A 22,158-nucleotide genomic window follows, 5' to 3' on the forward strand; every position below is an offset into this window, starting at 1 on the left:
TTTACCAGCTTCATAGTTAAGTCCACTTTCTTCATAATTATATGTCAATGAAACTCTATTTTTTTCAACGTCTGGATTTGGATGAGGGATTGCTGATAACAGTGATTTTGTATACGGATGCAATGGATGATTAAAGATTTCTTCAGAGGTTCCTGTTTCCACAAGATGCCCCAAATGAAGAACACCAATTCGATTGCTAATATACTTAACCATAGACAAATCATGTGCAATAAACAAATAAGCAATGTTTGTCTGTTTTTGTATCTTCTTCATCAAATTAACAACTTGTGCTTGAATAGATACATCTAAAGCTGAAATTGCTTCATCAGCAATAATCAAACTTGGATTCATAATTAATGCTCTAGCAATTCCAATACGCTGTCTTTGTCCACCAGAAAATTGATGAGGATATCGAGATGCATGTTCTCTTGACAAACCAACAAGTTCTAAAATCTGATAAACTTTTTCGTTTCTTTCTTCCGTTGTCTGGTATGCGTGATGAATATCTAATCCTTCAGCTATTATATCTAAAACTTTTCTACGTGGATTTAAACATGCCATAGGATCTTGAAATATCATTTGCATATTTGTTCTTAAATCAGATAATGTTTCTTTATCCATTTTTCCTGAAATATCTTTTCCATTAAAAACAATACTTCCAGAAGTTGGTTTATATAAACGGATAATACTTCTCCCTGTTGTTGATTTTCCAGAACCTGATTCTCCAACAAGTCCATAAGTTTCTCCCGGATTAATTTCAAAAGAAATTCCATCAACTGCTTTTACGGTAAAATTACGATTGATTTTAAAATGTTGTTTTAAATCTTTTACAACAAGGATTGGTTCTTGATTAATCATTTATTAACCCCTCCTTTTTCATTTTCTCGATACGTTTCTTTAAAGATTCTGGCATTTCTACTTTAGGTGCTTTTTCATGCATTAACCAACTTGCTACTTTATGTGTATTTGAACCTGGTACGTCAAACATAGGAGGATCTATTCTTAAATCAATATTTAAAGCATATTGATTTCTTGGGGCAAAAGCATCTCCTTTAATTTCCTGTGTTAAATTAGGTGGAGTACCTGGTATAGTATATAATTCATCATCATTTGTATCTAAATCTGGCATAGATGATAATAAACCCCAAGTATAAGGATGTTTAGGATCATAGAAAATTTCATTGATTGTTCCTGTTTCTACAATTTTACCTGCATACATAACATTCACAAAGTCAGCAACTTTTGCAACTACACCCAAATCATGGGTAATATAAATAACAGATAAATCTTTTTTCTTTTGAATTTCTTGAATCAACTCCAAGATTTTAGCTTGAATCGTCACATCCAATGCTGTTGTTGGTTCATCGCAAATCAATACATAAGGATCACATGACAACGCTATAGCAATGACAATTCTTTGACGCATCCCACCAGATAATTGATGGGGATAGTTTTTCATTCTTTTTTCAGCATCTGCAATTCCAACTTCTTTAAGGAGTTCTACCGATTTTTGATAAGCCTCTTCTTTTGATTTTCCATAATGAAACATCATTGGTTCCATGATTTGTTTTCCAATCGTCATTGTTGGATTCAAAGAAGTCATTGGATCTTGGAAAACCATTGCTATCTTACGACCACGAATTTCTTTTTGCATTTCTTTTTTACTTAACTGTACAATATCTTTTGTAATGGCTTCCCCAGTATTTTCATCATGCCAAGTATATTCAATAGATCCTGAATCAATGCTTCCATTATTAGCTAAAATCCCCATAATTGCTTTTGTTGTAACAGATTTCCCCGAACCAGATTCACCAACAATAGCAACAGTTTCACCTTTATATAAATCAAAATTTACCCCTCTAATCGCATTGACTTTACCATTTCCCGTTTTAAAAGATATAGTCAAGTCTCTAATTTTCAATATTCTTTCTCTTTCCATAGACTACATCTCCTTCATCGTTGGATCTAAAGCATCTCTTAATCCATCACCAAACAAATTGAAACTTAACATTAATACAGATAACACAACTGCAGGTATTAACATCATATATGGATAAACAAGAAAGCTTTCAAATCCATCGTTAATTAATGTTCCTAGTGATGCATTCGGTGCAGGTAAACCTAAACCAACAAATGATAAATAAGCTTCATAGAAAATAGCATTGGGAATAGACATCATAATCATAATAATCATCTGACTATAAATATTAGGTAATATTTCTTTAAAGATAATAAAGAAACTTTTTGCTCCTAAAGTACGTGAAGCCAAAACAAATTCTTCCTCTTTCACTTTTAATACCTGAGCTCTGACAATACGACTCATACCAATCCATTCTGTTAATGACAAAGCAAAGACAATTGTCGTTAAACTTGATTTCATAACCATAAGTAATAATGTTAAAACAACTAATGTTGGAATAGAGTTAATAATTTCTTGAATTCTTTGCATAACAGAATCAACCATGCCACCAAAATATCCAGAAATCAATCCATATGTCGTTCCTACAATAACATCAATAAAAACTGCGCATACCGCAATGAACAATGAAATACGTGCCCCTGTCCATAGACGTACCCATAAATCTCTTCCTAAAGTATCCGTTCCAAACCAATGTTCTAAATTGGGAGAAATACTTTGTAAAGAAGTATTTAAATCATCAAATTTCCATGATGATAACATTGGTGCAAAAATTGCCAATAACACAATTATAATAATCATAATTAGTCCTATAACAGCCCCTTTATTTTGTGCAAAAATTTCAATAGCTTCTTGCCATGCAGGTTTTGCAGGAGCTACAACATCCATAGAAATATCCTGTTTATCCCCAACAAACTCAAAGTCATCAGGTAGAAATTCAATATCTTTTAATTTTGTATCCATCATGAATCCTCCTTCCCTAAACGAATTCTTGGATCAATGATTCCATATGAAACATCAATAATCAACATCATCACAATATACATGGCTGCATATAAAAATGAACAAGCGAGAATAATATTAACATCATTAGACAAAATACTATTGATCAATAATTTTCCTAAACCAGGAACTCCGCATATTTTTTCTACAACCATTGTTCCGGTCATTAAATTAACTAAAATAGGTCCTAAAATAGTGACAACCGGTATCAAAGCATTTCTTAATGCATGCTTAAAAATAAGTGTTTTACTATCTAAACCCTTTGCCTCAGCAAGAGTCATATATTCACTATTTATAACAGAAACCATTTCTGTTCTTGTAAAACGTGCAACATTTGCAATGACTCCCACAGATAATGCCATAACTGGCATAATAGATGACCCAATTGGATTCATAGAACTATATTGCGTTGGAAAAATATGCAATTTTGATGCAAATAGTATTAATATCATCATTGCAAATACAAATGATGGAACAGATACACCAATAACTGAAATAACTGTAGCCAAAGTATCCCAAATTGTATTTTTATGAAGGGCCGCAAATACACCTAATAATGTTCCTAATATTCCCCCAATCACAACAGCACTTAATCCATACAAGAACGAAATTTTTGCCGCTGAACCCACAAGTGAAGATACAGGCATATCTTTATACATATTGTAAGAAACACCAAAATCCCCTGTCAGCATATTTTTTACATAATTCACAAATTGCGTTAATATAGGTTGATCCAACCCATACCTTGCTTCAATAGCTGCCCTTTGTGCTTCAGACAATCTTTCATTATTAATCGGTGACCCAGGCAATAATTTAACAATTAAAAATAAGACAACAAGTATGACAAATAGCGTGACTACTGATATGAGCAATCTCTTGCCAATATATTTTAATGTTGATTTACTCATCAAATCCCTCCTTTTAAAAGATAAACACAATATAGAAAACCATATTGTGTTTATCAGCTTTCATGACTTTAATTGTTTTATTCTGCCTTTTCTACATATGTGAATGTATAAGGTACACCAACTGGTCTATGAACTAAACCAGAAACTTTTTGATTTTCTAATGCTGAAGTTCCTTTTTCAAAGACTGGAATATTTGGTAAATCTTTCATAATAATCTTTTCAGCATCAATCATATATTGCCAACGTTTAGTAGTATCAGATTCAGTTGATACTTTTGCCATAATTTCTTCATATTCTTTACTATAATATTTACCATAGTTATTAGCATTTCCATCTAACAATAAGTTTAAATATGTTGTAGGATCACCATAATCTGGTCCCCAACGAGTACATGCAATATCAAAATCTCCATTTTTCATTTTGTTATAGATTCTATCTTGTTTTGTTGTTGCAACCATTTCAACGTTGAATCCATCCAATTTTGTAAGAGCGTTTTGTAAATACTCAGCCATTTGATCCATTGGTGATTCATCAGTACCATAAGTCAATCTTACAGTAATTGAATCTTTACCAATTTCTTTTAATCCTTCAGCAAATAATTGTTGTGCTTTTTCTAAATCATATGTTGTCACATCGTAATTACCTGCATCATCTCTAAAATCACTTCCAGAAGGACTTACTGATAACTCTCTAGGTACAAATCCTGCTGCTGCTTTAGAACCATCTTTTAAAATATTGTTTGCCAAATCATCTCTATCTATAGCCATTGAAATAGCTTGTCTAATTTTATTATTAGCTAAATCAGTATTCTTTTCATTAATTTCAAGATAGAATAAATAACCTTCATTAAATGAAACATAAGAATCATCATTCTTATATTTATCAACCAATTCAGAATTGATTGGTGCAAAATCAGTTTCACCGCTACCAAAACTTGTTGCAGCAGTTTGTGGATCCTGAACTAAATTCATAACCAAATTTTGAATTTTCACTGCATCAGCATTCCAGTAATCTTCATTTTTTTCAAAAGTTGCCTGTTTATTAGGTTGCCAATCTGTCATGATAAAGGCACCATTAGATAAAACGTTAGTTGCACTTTTTGCATATTGGTCACCTTTTTCTTCACAGAATTTTTGATTAATTGGATAATAACATGGGAAAGTCATTAATTCATCAAAATATGAAACAGGTTTTGTTAATTCAACAACAAGTGTTTTATTATCTCCATCAGGATGAGATACACCCATATTTTCAAAATCAGCATCAGTTAATTCCTGTTGACTATCCATTTTTGCTAAAATTTCATCTACACCTTTGATAGAGGCTGCATCACTACCTAACATATAAGCATAGTTTCCATTATTTTTTAAAATTCTTTGCCAAGCATAAATGAAATCATCTGCTGTAACCGGATCCCCATTTGCCCAGTTAGCATTTTCTCTTAAATGGAAAGTATAAGTTTTCTGATCATCGCTCACATCATAACTTTCTGCAATAGCACCAGTAATATTTCCATCTTCATCCAACCCCATCAAACCATCAATACAAGCATGCATGGCATTGAACGACATACCATCATCTGCATCTGAAGAATCTAGATTTTTAATATCTAGTTCACTTGAAAAAACGTAAGTATCCGTGGCAGCAGTTCCACTACCGCAACCAACAAGCATTGCAGCTGCTAGACACATCACAATTAAAGCTTTTAACTTCTTCATTTTCTCTCCCCCTTTTTAGAATTACAGGTTTTCCTGTATGAAGGTAGTATATACTCTATACATAAAAATGTCAATAACTTTTTTGTCTAAAAAACAAATAAGTAATATTTTTTTGTTTTTTACACAAAATACTTTAAAATCTATATTTAAATGTATACAATTATTATAGAATTCACAAACATAATATATACATTATATTTATTTTCATAATACGATAACCAACAAAAAAAGCAATCCATAATAATAGATTGCTTAATAATCAAATTTCCATTTCCCTATACTATAAATCACAATTGCTAAAACTAATGCCCATACAATATCCATAAAGGCATGTTGCTTAATCATAACCGTAGACATACAAATCAGTATTGCTAAAACAATAATCAAAAAACATAACCATGTATGTTGTTTAATTTTGCGACTTTTTAATAAAGATACACACATCATGACACTATTATAAACATGAATACTTGGACAGACATTTGTAGATGAATCAACAGAATAAATAAAACTCACCAAACACTGAAAGATATTATCATTATAAAGCTGAACTCTTAAATTTTGTCCAGTTGGTATCAATGCATAAATAAGCAAAGACGAACTCATTCCTAGAAACAAATAAAAGTAGGTTCTTTTGACTCCAGATTGATCAATAAAGACAAAATAAGCAAAACCTAATACCATAAATACAAACCATAAAACATATGGAATAACAAAATATTCATTAAAGGGAATATATTGATCTATCCATGTATCTGTAATAATCATATGTGAAAAATCTTGATTTTCTAAAATCATAAAGCCAATCATATAAGCAATAAAAAAATATATCAGATATTTTAAGCTTTGATATTTTTCTAAAAATGCTTTCATCTATGCAACCTCCTATGCTAGAATATATAAGAACATGATGGTTTAATTATGTGAATTTGATATGAACGGAGAATAATTTATGAAAAATATTATTTTTGATATAGGCAATGTCCTCTTAGATTTTCAACCCGAAAAGTATTTACAAAAACATTTCAATGCCTCTGTAATGGGGGATTTGATGATGATTATCTTTTCTAGTGATGAATGGATAGAATTAGATATGGGTACAATGATGATTCAAGATGCTATTGAATCATTAACTTTAAAACATCCTCATTATCATGATGAAATTATCTTTGTGATGGAAAATTGGACTCATATGATGACACCTTTAGAAAAAAATGTAGAAATTGTAAAAGAATTAAAAGAAAAAGGTTATCATTTATATCTTTTATCTAACTTTCATAAAGAAGCCATTCAAACAATGTTTCAAAGATACGACTTCTTTCAATTATTTGAAGGAGGCATCATTTCTGCCAACGAACAACTTGTTAAACCTGACCAAAAGATTTATCAGCTGCTTTTACAAAGATATCATTTACAAGCTGAAGAATCACTTTTCATTGATGATATGCTTTCCAATATAAAAATGGCTGAAGAATTGCATATTCATGGTCTTTATCTTCCTTATCAGGCTGATTTAAGAACTGAATTAGAAAAACGTCATATTTTATAAACCTGTGATATAAAAACCACAGGTTTTTATGTATTCTGTAAAATTCTTTTCTTTTGTATACAATAATAAGCATACAATCCTGCACTTATAGCCATAACAATACCAACAATCATCATAAAACAATGCATAAAGAAGGCTTCTGGTAAAATAGTAATAACAGGATCAGTGGCTTCATTAAAAATCCAATAATCATTTCTAAAGACAATTTGATGGAAAATCACAAAAGCTTTATTAAAATCAATAGCTGCTAAAAAACCAATGACTGTTGGAATACCTATCGCGAATAAAGATGTTAATCTTAAAAAACGATATTCTTTTTGTTTCAAACGACGATAAACCATAATCAAAGACCATAAACCACTCACAAAACATGTGATTTGAATGATTTCAAAAATTCTTTTGACTTCTTCAAAATGAATACGTCCACTATTAGACATCACAAAGTCTGGAAGATTTAAAGTACCTTGATAAAAAAGACTCTGATATTGAATCAAAACATCATAATTATGACGAATGACATCAACAGATAAACCCGTTGTTTCACTGATATGCAAATAATCAATATCAAAATAATACAAAGGCTTAAAAAAAACCGTTATAACCACCGCAAGACTGATAATAAAAACTGTCAATAATAAAGCTAAAAAAATATCACTTTTTCTATTCTTTATAGATAAAATCTGCACCTTTTTGTACCTCGACTTTTGATAAACCCGGATAATTTTGTTGACGTAAAACTTCATAAATACCAATCGCAACACAATTTGATAAATTTAAACTTCTGGCACCTGAATCCATTGGTATACGTACACATTGATCAAGATACTTCTTTAAAATATCATGGGGAATACCATCATGTTCATGTCCAAAGATAATATATTGATCATTATCAGAAACATAACTTTGATCACTATAACAAAGTTTTGAATAACGTGTAAAGAAATGATAATCTCCTTGATTCTTGCTGACAAAATCTTCCCAGTTTTCATAAATTTCCATTTCTAAATCTTTAATATAATCTAATCCAGCTCTTTTCATATGCTTATCATCTAAAGAAAAACCTAAGGGTTTAATCAAATGAAGCTTAGAATGTGTCGCTACACAGGTACGCATAATATTCCCTGTATTTTGTGGAATAGCCGGATGAACTAAGACAATATGATTCATTATGCATTCCCCTCATTCTTTAAAATATCATATAATTTTTTTAATGCTTTGGCACGATGTGAATATTGATTCTTTTCTTCCATGGATAACTCAGCTGATGTTTTATGTAATTCTGGTACATAAAAAATGGGATCATAGCCAAAACCGTTTTCACCAGCGATATGGTCATAGATTTCTCCATTGAAATATTCTTCAATAAGAATAGGTTCTCTATCAGGAATACATAAAGCCATTGCACAGACAAATCGTGCTCCTCTTTCTTTACCTTTGACTGCATCAATAATATATTGATTTTTCACATCATAACTTGTATCATGTCCCATAAAACGTGCTGAATAAATACCCGGTGCCCCATTTAAGGCATCCACTTCTAATCCTGAATCATCAGCTAAGACAGGCTTATGGATACGATCACAAATTGTCTGTGCTTTAATCAAAGCATTTTCTTGAAATGTTTTTCCATTTTCTTCAATTTCAATATCTTCATGAAAAACATCTTTTAATGACTTGACTTCAATACCAATTTCATTGAGCATTGCTTCTATTTCTTTTATTTTTCCTTCATTTGTAGAAGCTACAATAATTTCTTTCATTTTCATCACTCCATTTTTAAACTTTTTTTCACTTGTTCTATAGGCATTTCTTGATTTGTCCAAAATTTAAAAGACTCAGCCCCTTGATAAAGAATCATTCCTTCTCCATTCATAAAATCAAGACCTCGTTTTTGAGCCATTTTTAATAATTTTGTTTGTTGTGGATGATAGATAATATCAGCCACTTTTAAATGTTCAGGTAAATAAGTATCATCTTTTATTAAACATTCATCCTCATCAGGTGCCATACCAACATTCGTCGTTTGAATCAATAAATAACTTTCCTGTAAATCTTTTTTTAAACTTTCTAAATCACTTAAAGATTTCAAAGTGATTGGACACGTCAATTGTTGATTCAGTTCCTGAACCCACTCTTTTTGACTACGATTATAAATAATAATTTCACTGACATATTGTGCCAAAGCCACTACAATCGCTCGACAAGCTCCTCCTGCGCCTAGAATCACAACTTTTTGTTGTAAAAGATGCCATCCTTTTTCTTGACAAGCCTTTACAAAACCAATACCATCACTGATATGACCAATCAACTTCCCATTGATATTTTTGACTGTATTTACCGCATGACATAACTTAGCTTCAGGTGTTAATTCATCTAAATAAGGTAAAATATCAACTTTATAAGGCATGGATACATTAAAACCTTTGATAGGTAATATCCTGGCACTTGTGATAAATTGTGAAAAGTCTTCTTTTTTGACTTCAAAAGCTAAATAGACATCATCAATACCTAAATATTGAAAAGCCGTATTGTGCATCATCGGTGAAAAAGAATGTTTAATAGGATTAGCAACAATTCCATATAATCCTGTATAACCTGTAATTGTATTCATGAGAGTTCACCTCGATTTCTTTTCTATTATATAGCAACTTGCTTATATACTCAAAGATTTATTTTAAGAATATGAAAAAAAGGGACATGATATTTTGATTTCAAGTATAATAATACAGGAGGTACATTTTATGATAAAACAATTAATCGTTAATGCTGATGACTTTGGTATGACACAAGCCAATACGATAGGAATATTGGTTGCTCATAGTCAAGGCATTGTGACTTCAACAACTTGTATGATGAATATGCCTTATGCTCATTTTGCCTTAAAACAGGCACAGAACTATCCGCATTTAGGTGTTGGCGTTCATCTAGTCTTAACTGTAGGTCGCCCTCTTATTGATGGCGCTCATTCTTACACTGATGTCAATGGAAACTTTATAAGACCAAAAGATTACCCTGATGGAAAACCTCATGGCGATAGTGAAGAATTATATCGTGAGTGGAAAGCACAGATTGAAAAATTTATTGAAATGGCAGGTCATAAACCAACACATATTGACTCACATCATCATGTGCATCTCTTACCTTGGCATATTGAAGTCACAAAAAGATTAGCCAAAGAATATGATCTTCCAATTCGTCAACGTGAACAGATTATAGATACATATCCTTATATTCCTGTTTACGATAAGATGTATAATGAAGATGTTAACTATCAATATGTCACAAAAGTTTTACAGTCACATTCTGGTTCTTTAGAGTTTATGTGTCATCCTGCTTATCTTGATCAAAGACTCTATGATATGTCAAGTTACAACTTACCTCGTATGAAAGAACTGGAACTTTTGACATCAAATGAACTCAAAGATTTTATTCAACAAAACCATATTGAATTAATCAACTTCTCACATTTACACAATAAACATTAATATTTTGACAAAAACTCTTGCTTTATCGACAAAGACAATGTTATAATATTTTTGTCCGTAGAGATACGGATATGGTGAGGAAGAACAAGGTGGAAGTTATTTGGAGAGATGGATGTTAGTCGTTTATAATAAGTACAATCCTTTCAAAAAATAATAACAAGAAAAAAGATTACAGGTTAAACTTGTAATCTTTTTTTCTTTATATAAACTTTTATTTCTTTTCCATTTGATTTAATACACCTAATACTGCTAAAAACAATCCCGGAACCATCAATCCTAGATAATCCATTCTTTCACCTTCCCCTGCTATTTTAACAAATCCTTTTTTAAGAAATGTTAAAAATGGGTAAAAAGATATTTCAAATTATGTAATCTACCATTGTCTATGTAAATCTTCTTTCGTAATAGAACGCAGAACACGACAAGGATTACCTGTTGCTATAACATAGGGAGGAATATCATGGGTGACAACACTACCCGCTCCAATAATAGCCCCCTGATTAATTTTAACACCCGGTAAAATAGTGACATTCCCACCAATCCAGACATGATCATAAATTTTTACAGGACGTGTATATTCCAATCCCTGCATTCTTTGTCCTTCATGAAATGGATATGATGCAGTATAGATTTGTACATGTGGTCCAAAAACAACATGATCACCAATTTCTACAAGTCCCTGATCTAAAATTGTTAAATTCACATCACTATAAAAATTAAGTCCCACTGTAATATGATAACCATATTGACAATAAAAAGGTGGTTCAATACATAACTCACCCTTACAATTCATCAGTTTCTTTAAAAGAATATCCTTTTCTTCTTTTTGCACAGGTGTATAACGATTATATTCATAAAGCATTCGTTTACAAATTTCTCTTTCATGATATAATTCCTGATCATAAGGCTGGTATAAATGACCAGCCATCATTTTTTCTTTTTCACTCATTCTTTCCATCCTCTATATTCTTTTCAATTTCTTCAATCATTGCCTGACAGTCATAAGTCGCAAATAAACTCGGCGCCACATTATAAACAGGAACAGGTTTTAATTTCATGGACAATTCATGTTGCTTATATCTTAATTGTGGTGCAATAAAAATGAAATCATATTTTTGATATACATTTTCTAATTCATAAATGGCTGTTGCATCAATGTGATATGGTAAATGATTCAATTGACAATACTTATTCAGTTTTTGAGCAAAATACCCTGTTGTCATTCCACCACTACAACATAATAAAATATGATAACTCTGTTGATCATCTTCCATGAGTTTATCCATCATACGATGAAAGAGATTAGTTGCATAATGGAAATTATAAAACTGATAATGTAAATAAAAAAGTAGTTCTTCTCCTTCAATAATAGCTTCTTCTACAATACCAATCGGCCAAATAACAAATCTAGCAATTCTTTTTTTATAATATATTTTATATGTTCTTGAATCATATTTTTCTAAAGTCAAACGAGGATCAGAAACAACTTGATAATAAACCCACTTTCTAAAAACTTCTAAGTCTTCCTGTTTATAAAAAGTTTCCATATCCCCTCACCTCACTATTTTATTATACACAAATTCATGATAAAAACCAACTGCTTAATATATATCAAAATAGACACCACTTTTTCATACGAAAATAAAAAAGCCAACATTTCTGTTGACTCGTTCCATATAACTTAATCTAAATCTTCTCCATTTGTCGCAATGACTTTCTTATACCAATCAAAAGATTTCTTTTTCATACGTTTTAATGTCCCATGACCTTCATCATCTTTATCTACATAAATAAATCCATAACGTTTACTCATTTCACCTGTACTTGCTGAAACAAGATCAATACATCCCCAAGTTGTGTAACCTATTAAATCAACACCATCATCAATCACATCACTCATAGCTTTAATATGTTCTCTTAAATAATCAATACGATAATCATCTTGAATTGTTCCATCTTCTTCAATGACATCTTTAGCACCTAAACCATTTTCTACAATAAATAATGGTTTTTGATAACGATCGTATAACGCATTTAAAGTAATACGTAAACCTAAAGGATCAATTTGCCATCCCCAGTCACTTGTTTTTAAATAAGGATTTTTAACAGATTTCACAACATTTCCATCAGTTGCTGTTAATGAAGAATCACTGCTGGCACATCTTGATTGATAATAACTAAATGATACAAAATCCACAGGATATTGTTTTAAAATATCTAAATCTCCTTCTTGAATATCCAAAACAATCCCTTTTTCTTTAAAGACACGTTTTGAATAACTTGGATAATAGCCTCTTGCCTGAACATCAATAAACATAAGATTTTCTCGATCCTTGTTCATAGCCAACCAGACATCTTCCGGATTACAGCTATATGGATAGAATTGTCCTCCTGCTAACATACATCCCACTTTATTTTCTGGATTCACTTCATGAGCAATCTTTGTCGCTAAAGCACTCGCTACAAGTTCATGATGAGCTGCCTGATATTTCACCTGTTCACGATTTTCTCCCGGTTGAAATGCAATCCCTGCTCCAGAGAAAGGAGAATGTAATAAAATATTGATTTCATTAAATGTCAACCAGTATTTAACTAAACCATCAAACGCTTCAAAACATGTACGTGCATATTGTGTAAAGCAATCAATCATATGACGACTTCTAAAAGATCCATATTTATTGACTAATGCCATTGGCACATCAAAATGACAAAGTGTGACCAAAGGTTCAATGCCATATTTACGACATTCTTCAAACATACTTTTATAAAAAGCGATTCCCGCTTCATTAACTTTCCCTTCACCATCAGGATAGATTCTTGCCCATGAAATTGATGTTCTAAAACATTTAAATCCCATCTTGGCAAACATAGCAATATCTTCTTTATAATGATGATAAAAATCAATAGCCTCATGACTCGGATAATTTTCTCCCTCTATAAATTCAACAGGATACATATCTCCTAATTTCACATACATTCTTTTTTCACCATGAGGAATCATATCTACTGTTGTTAAACCTTTACCATCTTCAAGATAAGCACCTTCTGCCTGATTCGCAGCAATCGCACCACCCCATAAAAAATCTTTTGGAAAACTCATTCTTCATCCTCCTATCTATTAATCTTTGAAGTTCCACAAGACATAAAATCTTCAATTTCAGATATTGTAAAGCGATTCACATCACCATATATTGTATGCTTTAAAACCGATGCACAACATCCAAATTCCAGACTATACATCAAATCTTTATGTTGCAATAAACCATATAAAACACCTGAAATAAACGCATCTCCTCCACCAACACGATCAACAATATCATCAATATGATAAGTCTTAGATATATGTAATGTTCCATGATACAAATAACCTGTTAATTCATTAACACTCGTTGATAAAATATCACGTTTTGTAGATACAATATATTGTAATTGGGGATACAATGCTTTCATTTGTCCATAAACATCTTCTAATCGCTGTTCAAATGTATCTGCTTGACTTAAAATACCTAATAAATTTTGGGCATCCAGATAACCTGCTGATAAAATATCAACATAAGGTAGTATACGTTTTAATGCTTGCCCAGCTGCTTCTATGCTCCAAAGTTTAGCACGATAATTACTATCATAAACAACAAGAATATGATTTCCTCGGCAATATTTGACCATTTCTACCACAATATCTTGAATTGTCTGATTTAAAGCAACCGTAATCCCAGAAACAACAAAAACATCAACATTTTGAAATAATTGTTTCAAATCAATGTCACCTGACGTTAAAGATGTCATCGCACTATAACAGCGATCATAAATCACTTGACTGGCACGGTTCCCACTGCCATTTTCTAAAAAATAACTTCCTATGGTTAATGATTCATCTTATAAATTTTTCTTTCCAGTGAAACAAAGAAATGATTTTTTTCACTTTGATCATAATGTATCAGATATATAGATAAAATAAGACCTCCAATCACTGCCACTAGCATATCCGTGATCGTATCATGAACACCTGTTGAAAAATGTTTAATTGCATCATATTGAAAGAAAACAAGTAAAACATATTCATAAAATTCCCAAAGCAATGCAACACTTGCATTCACCGCATTCAAAAAAATAAACATCAATGATTTTCTATGATCATGTCTTAAATAATGTTTATAAAGCAGAAAGATCATTTCACATATCACAACACCACTAGCAAAATGTGTAAACTTATCATAATAAGGAAGCTGATAACCACCTAAACAACTTCCCCATAGACTTGCAAAATAGACAAAAATAATATTCACAATATGGAATTCCAAAGGAACTCTCACTTTTATAAGCTTCATAAAAACAGGCACAATAAACGGTGTCACACATGCCACAAAAGTCATCCCAAAATACTTTCCTTGCCAATTCACATAAAAAGCATATATAAGTGTCATTATATAAATAATCACACATGTTATCCATGTTCCTTTGAGTTTTTTCATCTATGCCACCTTCTTTTCTTTATTGTACCACTATTTGATGTATCATAAAATATTTTGATTATAGAATTGATGCATAACTTTTATCGAATAATATTTTTTATTTTTTCGATGATACTGTACAACTTGATACAATATAATTAAACTTCCTAGACAAGCACATATCATATCAATCATTGAATCATGAATACCTGTAGTATAATGATGAATACAATCATTTTGAAAGAAAATCAGCATAGCATATTCATAAAACTCCCATAATAATGCGATAGACATATTAAATGTCATGATAAAAATATAGTAAATCTTTTGATCTGAAGGTTGTTGAATCTTGATGTTTTTTTTGATAAAGCTATAAATCAGACAAGCTAACATCGTTATAATGATACCACTAAAGAAATGAACGATTTTATCATAATAAGCTAACGCATAACCATCTAAACAACTTCCTATCAATGAAGAAAAATAAATAAAAACGAGATATATTATTTTAACCTCATAGGTTATCTTACAATGAAATTTATACTTTAAAACAGGAAGTAAACAAGGTAATATACCAGCTATGATGCACATCTGTAATCTTGATCCTTTTATAACAGCATACATCAAAGTCACAACATATATAATGATACACACACCATATAAATATTTATAATTTTTCATTATTCAAGACTCCATTTCTATACTTATTAAAATATAGACAGCTAAGGTTTTTTTATGCATACAGAAAAGTGGATAAATGCCACCTCTATATATTTATTATAAACATGGATCATAAATCATATTTTTTCATTTGTATACTTACAAGTATACTACTTTAAAGTATACAAATTTTCAATAACTGTAAAACCATTATTTTAAGTGTGTGTATCATTTGAATATAAACATCATATGCGTATTTATTCTAAAAATACAATAAAAGATGGAAACCCATCTTTTATTGTATAAATTACGCACATTCTATTATTGACACATCTTTAAAAACAACATTATTTTTTTAATTGGCTACAATACCCTATAAATTGTATGATAAATATTAATCCTATAATAATCAATGCAATTCCCTGTATATGAGCAATCTTAACCACTCCATTATCAGGAAGCAATAAGGTCAAAAATCCAAGTAATATTATCTTATTGCACAAGGAAGCATCAACATTTCTCATCTTCTGTATTTCATCGTTGTTCCAATCAAAACGCTTTTTTAAACGATCCGAATACAAAATAAGTCCTATTGCTCCAGCAGTACCAAATATAATGATTGGTGCAAAAATCTCAGATGTTTCTTGAGTAGGAACATAATTTGGAATAAGAATTACAACAGCGGCTAGAATACAAAGAATACCCAAAAGGCACTTTGTTATAAGCAGATAGATTATTTTATGATTCATAATAGTTCTCCTTATCTTCTATCACTGCCTATATCCAAACCATTATAATTATTCCTTTCATTGATAAACTCTTTCTACTTTTATTATATCATCAAAAATTCTTATAAAAAGTGAAATTATATTGTTATTCATGAAAATAATCTGCTATTTCCTTCATTCTTTGCATCTGGTCAACATGAAATGGACAACGATGATTACAATGTCCACATTGAACACAGTCACTTGCTTTTTTATTCAAATGATGATAATGATCTTTAGCTAATTCATCACCTAGTAAACACAAGTCATAATATTTATTAATCAATGCAATATCCAATCCCATTGGGCAAGGATGACAATGTTTACAATAAACACATTTTCCTTGATGCTCTACTGCCTCAAATGTTGAAATCATTGTATAATCTTTTTCTTCATCAGTGGCTTGTATATATTGTAAAATATCTTTTAAATCGTCACGATTTCTCACTCCCGGTAAAACTGTCACAACAGCAGGTTTGTCTAATGCATACTGAATACATTGAATACGTGTAAGAGCTTGAGGAAATGGAGATTTTTCTTGATCTAGCAATTGCCCAGCACCAAAAGCTTTCATCACCGAAATAGCGACACCTTCTTTTTCACAACGCTGGTATAAAGTCATTCTTTCGTCTGTCTGCCCTATTGCATATTCTCCATGCTTATAATCATAAGCCGGATTAATACTAAACATCACCATATCTAAAACATGCATATCTAAGATTTGATGAACAATATCTGGTGTATGTGATGATAACCCAATATGTTTAACAATGCCTTCTCTTTTTAATTCTTTGATATAATCAATAACCCCTGCTTTTTCAATAGCTTTTATATCAGCTTCTTCATCAATACAATGAATAAAACCAAAATCAATATAATCCGTTTGTAACATTTTTAATTGCCATTCAATAGATTTTTTGATTTCATCCAAATTGGTTGTCCATCCATATTCACCTGTTACATAATTGGCTCCAAAATGAACCTGTAAATAAACTTTTTCTCTTTGTCCTTGTAAAGCTTTACCTATTGCCTCAAAAGTTTTTGCATGTCCACTCGCCAAATCAATATAATTGATTCCATTTTTTATAGCTTCTTGAATGGTTGCGATGATCTCTTTTTCACTTGATTCTCCTAAAGAACTTGTTCCTAAACCAATAACACTGATTTTTTCATTTCCATGTGGTAACTGTCTATACTCCATAGTTATAACTCCTTTCCATATAAATATATCGTAAAATCTTTTTCTTTTTGATATGATGCTAATAATTTCATTTGATGCGCATCATAGAAAGAAAATGAGCACATTGAATCTGTATACAACATATAATTTTGACATCCCTGTTCTTTTAATATGTCTTCAGAAAATGTATACATCCTTGTTCCAATTCCTTGATGTTGATATTTTTCATCGACAATAAACAAGACAATCTCCGCATCATATTTTTGGTGAATTTGTTGAAATAATGAAGAACAATCTTGGTGATATTTTTTTATTTTTTGACGATAACTATTTATTTTATGAAAATCACTATGTTGATGATCAAGCATATCTTGATATTGTTGAGGAATAGTCAGATAGTCATGTCCTTGAATATTTAAAGCAATAAAACCTGTTAATTCTTGTTCATGAAAACTTACAAAAACTTGTGTGGAATGGTTTAAAACATCATAGAAATATTCTTGAGAAAAAATCATCCCATTTGTTTTATTTCCAAACATTTGATCTAAATGCCAGACATGATCAATCATTTCTATAATTCTTGGTGTATCACTCCAATGAAACTCTCTTATTTGCATCATATCACCCTTTTTTATTGTATAATAAACGATTGTTATAATCTAATACTTATATTTTATAATCTATTATACCTATAAAGCATAAAAAATCACTAGAACAGTGATTTTATATGTTGTTATTCATTTCTATCATTTTCTTTTTCATTTCAAAATAGAACATTGTTGATGTTGTTAATACAGCAATTGTATCAGCAATAGGTTCTGCTAAAAAGACTGCAAAAACTTGATCTGATATAAACATAGGTAAAATATAAATCAAAGGAATTAAAACCAAGATTTTTCTAAAGACTGCCAAAAATGCACTCTTTTTTGAATTTCCAAAGGCAATAAATGTCTGTTGACATGAAATTTGGATACCCATTAATAAGACTCCAGCCATATAAATTCTTAATGCCCAAATTGTGATTTCTGTTAATTGTGGATCACTTGTAAAAATCGCAACAAATAAACTTGGGAAAATCATAATCAATAACCATAGTATAGATGAATATGAAAAACATGAAATGGTTTGAAGTTTAAATGCTTTTTGAACACGATCACCTTGTTTAGCACCATAGTTATAACTGATAATAGGTTGTCCCCCTTGTGTTAAACCTTGTAATGGTAACATGGCAAATTGCATAACACTTGATAAGATTGTCATAGCGCCAACAGCTAAATCCCCACCATATTTTAATAATGATGAGTTAAAGCATAATACCAAAACACTTTCTGTAGCCTGCATTGCAAAAGGAGCAACACCTAAAGCAATACATGGTAATAAAATATGAAAATTGATTTTTAAATTTTCTCTTTTTAATTTTAAAATCGTATTTTTTCCTGATAAGAACCAGAATGCCCAAATGGCACTTAAAGCTTGTGACATGACTGTCGCAACTGCTGCACCTTGTACCCCCATATTCAATCCAAAAATGAAAATAGGGTCTAAAACAATATTTGTGACAGCTCCAATAACAACAGTTAACATACTAATTTTTGAAAATCCTTGTGCTGATATAAAGGCATTTAACCCTAATGTCAACTGTACAAAGATTGTTCCAATCGCATAAATAGTCATATAATCCATGGCATAACCAATTGTATTTTCACTCGCTCCAAAAAGATATAATAATGGTTCTTGAAAAATTAAAACCAAAACTGTCAATAAAACAGCAATAATCATGAGTGATGTTGTACAGTTACCTAAAATTTTTTCAGCCGTATCATTGTCTTTTTTCCCCATGAAGATACTAGCTCGTGGTGCTCCTCCCATACCAAATAAGTATGCAAAAGCAGAAATAATCATGATAATAGGAAAACAGACTCCTACCCCTGTTAAAGCTGCAGAACCAACTTCTGGAATATGTCCTATATACATACGATCGACCATGTTATATAAAGCATTGACAACCTGTGATGTAATAGCTGGTACAGCCAAAATAAACAATAAATGTCCTACGGGTTCTTTTCCTAAGTCCACTTCTTGTGACATTTTTAATTTCATAAACATACCTCCTCATTTTTTTCTTTAAAGTGATCTCTTATTTTTATTAGCGTTTCTTCCATTTTTTGAATATCTTCTTTTGGAATTTCTGATAAAATATCTTCATTAATTTTTCGAATTTCTTTTTTTAAAATCTTTATCTCCTCAATTGCATCGGCTGTTAAATAAATATGTTGAATACGTCGATCAGTGACATCACTTTCTATACGAATCAGCTCTTTTTTCACCAAGCTTTCTACACTACGACTAATGAGTCCCTTAGAAACTCCTAAAAAGACATTTAACTGTGTACTTGTTGTAATACTTGGATTATTTGATAATAAAATTAAGATATTCATTTCATTAGGCGATAATTTCAAATCTTTCAATCTCTCATTTAAAACACGTGCATAATACTTTCTAATCTGTATTGAATAATCTAATAATGTTTCAATGTTCGTTTTCATATCTCACCTCATTAGTTTACTTGTATATTGTTTACAACTAAACAATATACTCTTATTTTATGAAAATTGCAACAAAAAAGGTGTAACATTTCGTTACACCAATTGCTTTAATAACTTTTCAAATAAATCAATATCATCTTTTATCATATCAATAGAATTTTGCCAGAATGCTGGATCCTGTAAATCAATATCAACACTCTTACCCACATCTTCTAAACTCATTTTTCCTGTTAATGATAAGAAATGTTCATACGTATCAGCAAATGTAGCACCTTGTTTTTGATATAAACCATATAATCCTTTTGCAAGTAATAAACCAAATGCATAAGGAAAATTATAAAACGCATAATCAGCTTCATAATAATGTGGTTTCCATGTCCACATATAAGGATGTAGGTAACGATGATCCAAACCATGACCATAGGCTTCTTTTTGAGCTTCTAACATTAACGCTTTGATTTCTTCAACACTTAATGGTCCTTCTTGACGCTTTTCAATCAATCGACTTTCAAACAAGTAACGTGAATAAATATCCACAATCACCTGTGCACAATCACAGAGTTCATTTTCTAAAATAAATAATTTGTCTTTTGCATCAGCAGATTTGAGCGCTGCCTTTTTGATAATTGTTTCGCAAAATGTTGAAGCTGTTTCAGCAATAGGCATTGGATAGTCAGCATTTAAAGCTGTTTGTGTATTTAAACATTCACCATGAAATCCATGTCCAAGTTCATGACCTAAAGTAATAGTATCACCAAATTCATTTCCATAATTTAATAAGAAACGACTTTCCTGAATACAATGTAAATTATGACAGAAAGCCCCTCCAACTTTTCCCGTTCTTGGATAAACATCAATCCATTGATTTTCAATAGCCTTCTTGGCATAATCTCCTAAATGTTTTGAAAAAGTATAAAACTGTTCTACAACAAATTGACTACCTTTTTCAAAAGGATAAGACATATCACTTTCTACAATTGGGGCATATAATTCATACCAAGGCAATCCATCCGTATAACCTAACGCTTGAGCCTTTAATTGGAAATATCTTTCAAACATAGGTAAAGCTTTTTTCATCGTAGAAATCAAAACATCCAATGTCTTTTGTGACATTCTGGAATCTATCAAAGTACGCTGTAAAACAGAATCATAACCTCGAAGATTGGCACTTGTTATGGCTTCACCTTTAATTGCATTCAAAGCACTCGCAACACCTTGTTCTACTTGTAAATAAGATGCTATCTCAGCTTCATATGCTTTCTTTCTCACCTCTTTATCCTTTGAATAAGCCATATTTAAAACTTCTGTCAAAGGATACTCCTTACCATCCATAGATACTTTCATAGAAGCAATTAACTGATCTTTATATTTCAACCAGGCACTTGAGCCAGTTGTTTTCATTTGAGCCAAAATCTTTTCTCCCTCATCACTTAATAAATAACGATTATGTTCTTGTGTTTCTTTTAAAACAAAAAGATGTTCTTGAATATAAGAATCTTGAATATGATTCAAATCAAACTGACCAATCCAACGATCAATTTTCGCCTGTGCATCTGCAAAACTTGCTAAAAGATTTTCAATAACAGATGAATATTTCAAAGCATCCTGATTCGTTGTATCACTACTCATTGTCAATGATATAAAAGCATATATTTTTTCTACCAGATCCGAAAATTGATTAGATTGTTCTAAATATGACTTTAAATTGTCTTCTGTTTTTTCCTTTTGAGAATATTCCTGCATATCTTCTAACATTTGTTTTAATGTTTCAATATCATTTAAAAATGATTGATCTTGAAAAGATAAATATAATTGATCTAAATTCCAACGTTTCTCCATAATAACCTCCTTATTTATATTCATTATATACTTTTTTCATATTTTTTTTATGTTAAAAACTTACTAAATTTCTGATTATCTTTTCATAAGCTGGTAAATGTCGGTATAGCCTGTATTTTAGGGCTTTATCGGCAT

The 22,158-nt window shown here is 30.9% G+C and carries 24 protein-coding genes; 2 read left to right on the forward strand and 22 right to left on the reverse strand.

Annotation, left to right across the window (positions count from 1 at the left end; translation table 11 throughout):
• The 6 genes from B5E75_RS11560 to B5E75_RS11585 form a co-directional block, all read right to left on the reverse strand.
• Positions 1–858, reverse strand: an 858-nt coding sequence (locus tag B5E75_RS11560) for an ABC transporter ATP-binding protein (RefSeq protein ID WP_143746966.1), incomplete at its 3' end; no start/stop codon positions are given.
• A complete protein-coding gene (locus tag B5E75_RS11565; RefSeq protein WP_087359389.1) occupies positions 851–1,939 on the reverse strand; it encodes an ABC transporter ATP-binding protein in 1,089 nt (362 codons plus the stop codon). The genes B5E75_RS11565 and B5E75_RS11560, both read right to left, overlap by 8 nt.
• Positions 1,940–1,942: 3 nt before the next feature.
• Entirely contained in the window at positions 1,943–2,881 is a 939-nt protein-coding gene (locus B5E75_RS11570; protein ID WP_087359391.1) for an ABC transporter permease, read from the reverse strand.
• Complete coding sequence (locus B5E75_RS11575) at positions 2,881–3,828, reverse strand: ABC transporter permease (protein ID WP_087359393.1); 948 nt, start codon at positions 3,826–3,828, stop codon at positions 2,881–2,883. Before B5E75_RS11575 ends, B5E75_RS11570 begins: the two co-directional genes overlap by 1 nt.
• Before the next feature lie 77 nt (positions 3,829–3,905).
• Positions 3,906–5,546, reverse strand: a complete 1,641-nt coding sequence (locus B5E75_RS11580; protein WP_087359395.1) for a peptide ABC transporter substrate-binding protein — start codon at positions 5,544–5,546, stop codon at positions 3,906–3,908.
• A 252-nt stretch (positions 5,547–5,798) separates the two neighbouring features.
• Positions 5,799–6,419 (reverse strand): phosphatase PAP2 family protein, encoded by a 621-nt coding sequence (locus tag B5E75_RS11585; RefSeq protein WP_087359397.1) that lies wholly within the window; start codon positions 6,417–6,419, stop codon positions 5,799–5,801.
• 79 nt (positions 6,420–6,498) lie between these two features.
• On the opposite strand from B5E75_RS11585, the gene B5E75_RS11590 reads away from it, so the two are divergent.
• Positions 6,499–7,095: an HAD family hydrolase gene (locus tag B5E75_RS11590; protein ID WP_087359399.1), complete on the forward strand. Its 597-nt coding sequence runs from the start codon at positions 6,499–6,501 to the stop codon at positions 7,093–7,095.
• Between the two features lie 26 nt (positions 7,096–7,121).
• Here the strand turns inward: B5E75_RS11590 and B5E75_RS11595 are convergent, their stop codons facing one another.
• The 4 genes from B5E75_RS11595 to aroE are packed head-to-tail and all read right to left on the reverse strand — an operon-like array spanning position 7,122 to position 9,706.
• A complete protein-coding gene (locus tag B5E75_RS11595; RefSeq protein WP_087359401.1) occupies positions 7,122–7,781 on the reverse strand; it encodes a TIGR01906 family membrane protein in 660 nt (219 codons plus the stop codon).
• Positions 7,756–8,262, reverse strand: a complete 507-nt coding sequence (locus tag B5E75_RS11600) for a tRNA (cytidine(34)-2'-O)-methyltransferase (protein ID WP_087359403.1) — start codon at positions 8,260–8,262, stop codon at positions 7,756–7,758. Before B5E75_RS11600 ends, B5E75_RS11595 begins: the two co-directional genes overlap by 26 nt.
• Positions 8,262–8,855: an XTP/dITP diphosphatase gene (locus B5E75_RS11605; RefSeq protein WP_087359405.1), complete on the reverse strand. Its 594-nt coding sequence runs from the start codon at positions 8,853–8,855 to the stop codon at positions 8,262–8,264. Before B5E75_RS11605 ends, B5E75_RS11600 begins: the two co-directional genes overlap by 1 nt.
• Before the next feature lie 5 nt (positions 8,856–8,860).
• A complete protein-coding gene (gene aroE / locus B5E75_RS11610; RefSeq protein ID WP_087359407.1) occupies positions 8,861–9,706 on the reverse strand; it encodes a shikimate dehydrogenase in 846 nt (281 codons plus the stop codon).
• A gap of 130 nt (positions 9,707–9,836) precedes the next feature.
• Between aroE and chbG the strand changes: the two genes are divergently transcribed.
• Positions 9,837–10,580, forward strand: coding sequence for a chitin disaccharide deacetylase (gene chbG / locus B5E75_RS11615; RefSeq protein WP_087359409.1), 744 nt, complete (start codon positions 9,837–9,839; stop codon positions 10,578–10,580).
• A 373-nt stretch (positions 10,581–10,953) separates the two neighbouring features.
• On the opposite strand, the gene B5E75_RS11620 is transcribed toward chbG, so the two are convergent.
• The 12 genes from B5E75_RS11620 to B5E75_RS11675 all read right to left on the reverse strand — a co-directional run bounded on the left by B5E75_RS11620 (position 10,954) and on the right by B5E75_RS11675 (position 22,023).
• Positions 10,954–11,529 carry a sugar O-acetyltransferase gene (locus B5E75_RS11620; protein WP_087359411.1) on the reverse strand — a complete coding sequence of 192 codons (576 nt, stop codon included), beginning with the start codon at positions 11,527–11,529 and terminating at the stop codon, positions 10,954–10,956.
• Positions 11,522–12,127, reverse strand: a complete 606-nt coding sequence (locus B5E75_RS11625; RefSeq protein WP_087359413.1) for a PTS sugar transporter subunit IIB — start codon at positions 12,125–12,127, stop codon at positions 11,522–11,524. The genes B5E75_RS11620 and B5E75_RS11625 overlap by 8 nt, the downstream gene beginning before the upstream one ends.
• A gap of 134 nt (positions 12,128–12,261) precedes the next feature.
• Entirely contained in the window at positions 12,262–13,680 is a 1,419-nt protein-coding gene (ascB, locus tag B5E75_RS11630) for a 6-phospho-beta-glucosidase (protein ID WP_087359415.1), read from the reverse strand.
• 11 nt (positions 13,681–13,691) lie between these two features.
• Positions 13,692–14,441, reverse strand: a complete 750-nt coding sequence (locus B5E75_RS11635; protein ID WP_087359417.1) for a sugar kinase — start codon at positions 14,439–14,441, stop codon at positions 13,692–13,694.
• 2 nt (positions 14,442–14,443) lie between these two features.
• A complete protein-coding gene (locus B5E75_RS11640) occupies positions 14,444–15,052 on the reverse strand; it encodes a DUF2238 domain-containing protein (protein ID WP_087359419.1) in 609 nt (202 codons plus the stop codon).
• A gap of 42 nt (positions 15,053–15,094) precedes the next feature.
• The gene (locus B5E75_RS11645; RefSeq protein ID WP_087359421.1) at positions 15,095–15,712 is read right to left on the reverse strand and encodes a DUF2238 domain-containing protein; all 618 of its coding nucleotides are present in this window, start codon (positions 15,710–15,712) and stop codon (positions 15,095–15,097) included.
• A gap of 326 nt (positions 15,713–16,038) precedes the next feature.
• Positions 16,039–16,440, reverse strand: coding sequence for a hypothetical protein (locus B5E75_RS11650; RefSeq protein ID WP_087359423.1), 402 nt, complete (start codon positions 16,438–16,440; stop codon positions 16,039–16,041).
• Positions 16,441–16,564: 124 nt separating this feature from the next.
• The gene (locus B5E75_RS11655) at positions 16,565–17,659 is read right to left on the reverse strand and encodes an aldo/keto reductase (protein WP_087359425.1); all 1,095 of its coding nucleotides are present in this window, start codon (positions 17,657–17,659) and stop codon (positions 16,565–16,567) included.
• A gap of 2 nt (positions 17,660–17,661) precedes the next feature.
• Positions 17,662–18,255, reverse strand: a complete 594-nt coding sequence (locus B5E75_RS11660) for a GNAT family N-acetyltransferase (protein WP_162607689.1) — start codon at positions 18,253–18,255, stop codon at positions 17,662–17,664.
• A gap of 106 nt (positions 18,256–18,361) precedes the next feature.
• On the reverse strand, positions 18,362–19,738 hold the full coding sequence (locus tag B5E75_RS11665; RefSeq protein WP_087359429.1) for an MATE family efflux transporter: 1,377 nt from the start codon (positions 19,736–19,738) through the stop codon (positions 18,362–18,364).
• Positions 19,735–20,184, reverse strand: a complete 450-nt coding sequence (locus B5E75_RS11670) for a MarR family winged helix-turn-helix transcriptional regulator (protein WP_087244473.1) — start codon at positions 20,182–20,184, stop codon at positions 19,735–19,737. Before B5E75_RS11670 ends, B5E75_RS11665 begins: the two co-directional genes overlap by 4 nt.
• Before the next feature lie 93 nt (positions 20,185–20,277).
• Complete coding sequence (locus B5E75_RS11675) at positions 20,278–22,023, reverse strand: M3 family oligoendopeptidase (RefSeq protein ID WP_087359430.1); 1,746 nt, start codon at positions 22,021–22,023, stop codon at positions 20,278–20,280.
• Between the last annotated feature and the right edge of the window lie 135 nt (positions 22,024–22,158).

Source organism: Massiliimicrobium timonense (genome assembly GCF_002160865.1).
In the GTDB taxonomy this organism is placed as follows: domain Bacteria; phylum Bacillota_I; class Bacilli_A; order Erysipelotrichales; family Coprobacillaceae; genus Allocoprobacillus.

What these genes read in the sequence shown, in the direction of transcription:
- B5E75_RS11580 (WP_087359395.1), bottom strand. Translation starts at nt 5,546, where the DNA reads ATGAAGAAGTTAAAAGCTTTAATTGTGATGTGTCTAGCAGCTGCAATG.
- B5E75_RS11565 (WP_087359389.1), bottom strand. Translation starts at nt 1,939, where the DNA reads ATGGAAAGAGAAAGAATATTGAAAATTAGAGACTTGACTATATCTTTT.
- B5E75_RS11650 (WP_087359423.1), bottom strand. Translation starts at nt 16,440, where the DNA reads ATGAATCATAAAATAATCTATCTGCTTATAACAAAGTGCCTTTTGGGT.
- B5E75_RS11675 (WP_087359430.1), bottom strand. Translation starts at nt 22,023, where the DNA reads ATGGAGAAACGTTGGAATTTAGATCAATTATATTTATCTTTTCAAGAT.
- B5E75_RS11640 (WP_087359419.1), bottom strand. Translation starts at nt 15,052, where the DNA reads ATGAAAAAACTCAAAGGAACATGGATAACATGTGTGATTATTTATATA.
- B5E75_RS11585 (WP_087359397.1), bottom strand. Translation starts at nt 6,419, where the DNA reads ATGAAAGCATTTTTAGAAAAATATCAAAGCTTAAAATATCTGATATAT.
- chbG (WP_087359409.1), top strand. Translation starts at nt 9,837, where the DNA reads ATGATAAAACAATTAATCGTTAATGCTGATGACTTTGGTATGACACAA.
- B5E75_RS11605 (WP_087359405.1), bottom strand. Translation starts at nt 8,855, where the DNA reads ATGAAAGAAATTATTGTAGCTTCTACAAATGAAGGAAAAATAAAAGAA.
- B5E75_RS11645 (WP_087359421.1), bottom strand. Translation starts at nt 15,712, where the DNA reads ATGAAAAATTATAAATATTTATATGGTGTGTGTATCATTATATATGTT.
- B5E75_RS11570 (WP_087359391.1), bottom strand. Translation starts at nt 2,881, where the DNA reads ATGGATACAAAATTAAAAGATATTGAATTTCTACCTGATGACTTTGAG.
- ascB (WP_087359415.1), bottom strand. Translation starts at nt 13,680, where the DNA reads ATGAGTTTTCCAAAAGATTTTTTATGGGGTGGTGCGATTGCTGCGAAT.
- B5E75_RS11620 (WP_087359411.1), bottom strand. Translation starts at nt 11,529, where the DNA reads ATGAGTGAAAAAGAAAAAATGATGGCTGGTCATTTATACCAGCCTTAT.
- B5E75_RS11670 (WP_087244473.1), bottom strand. Translation starts at nt 20,184, where the DNA reads ATGAAAACGAACATTGAAACATTATTAGATTATTCAATACAGATTAGA.
- B5E75_RS11600 (WP_087359403.1), bottom strand. Translation starts at nt 8,262, where the DNA reads ATGAATCATATTGTCTTAGTTCATCCGGCTATTCCACAAAATACAGGG.
- B5E75_RS11665 (WP_087359429.1), bottom strand. Translation starts at nt 19,738, where the DNA reads ATGAAATTAAAAATGTCACAAGAAGTGGACTTAGGAAAAGAACCCGTA.
- B5E75_RS11625 (WP_087359413.1), bottom strand. Translation starts at nt 12,127, where the DNA reads ATGGAAACTTTTTATAAACAGGAAGACTTAGAAGTTTTTAGAAAGTGG.
- B5E75_RS11575 (WP_087359393.1), bottom strand. Translation starts at nt 3,828, where the DNA reads ATGAGTAAATCAACATTAAAATATATTGGCAAGAGATTGCTCATATCA.
- B5E75_RS11655 (WP_087359425.1), bottom strand. Translation starts at nt 17,659, where the DNA reads ATGGAGTATAGACAGTTACCACATGGAAATGAAAAAATCAGTGTTATT.
- B5E75_RS11660 (WP_162607689.1), bottom strand. Translation starts at nt 18,255, where the DNA reads ATGCAAATAAGAGAGTTTCATTGGAGTGATACACCAAGAATTATAGAA.
- aroE (WP_087359407.1), bottom strand. Translation starts at nt 9,706, where the DNA reads ATGAATACAATTACAGGTTATACAGGATTATATGGAATTGTTGCTAAT.
- B5E75_RS11590 (WP_087359399.1), top strand. Translation starts at nt 6,499, where the DNA reads ATGAAAAATATTATTTTTGATATAGGCAATGTCCTCTTAGATTTTCAA.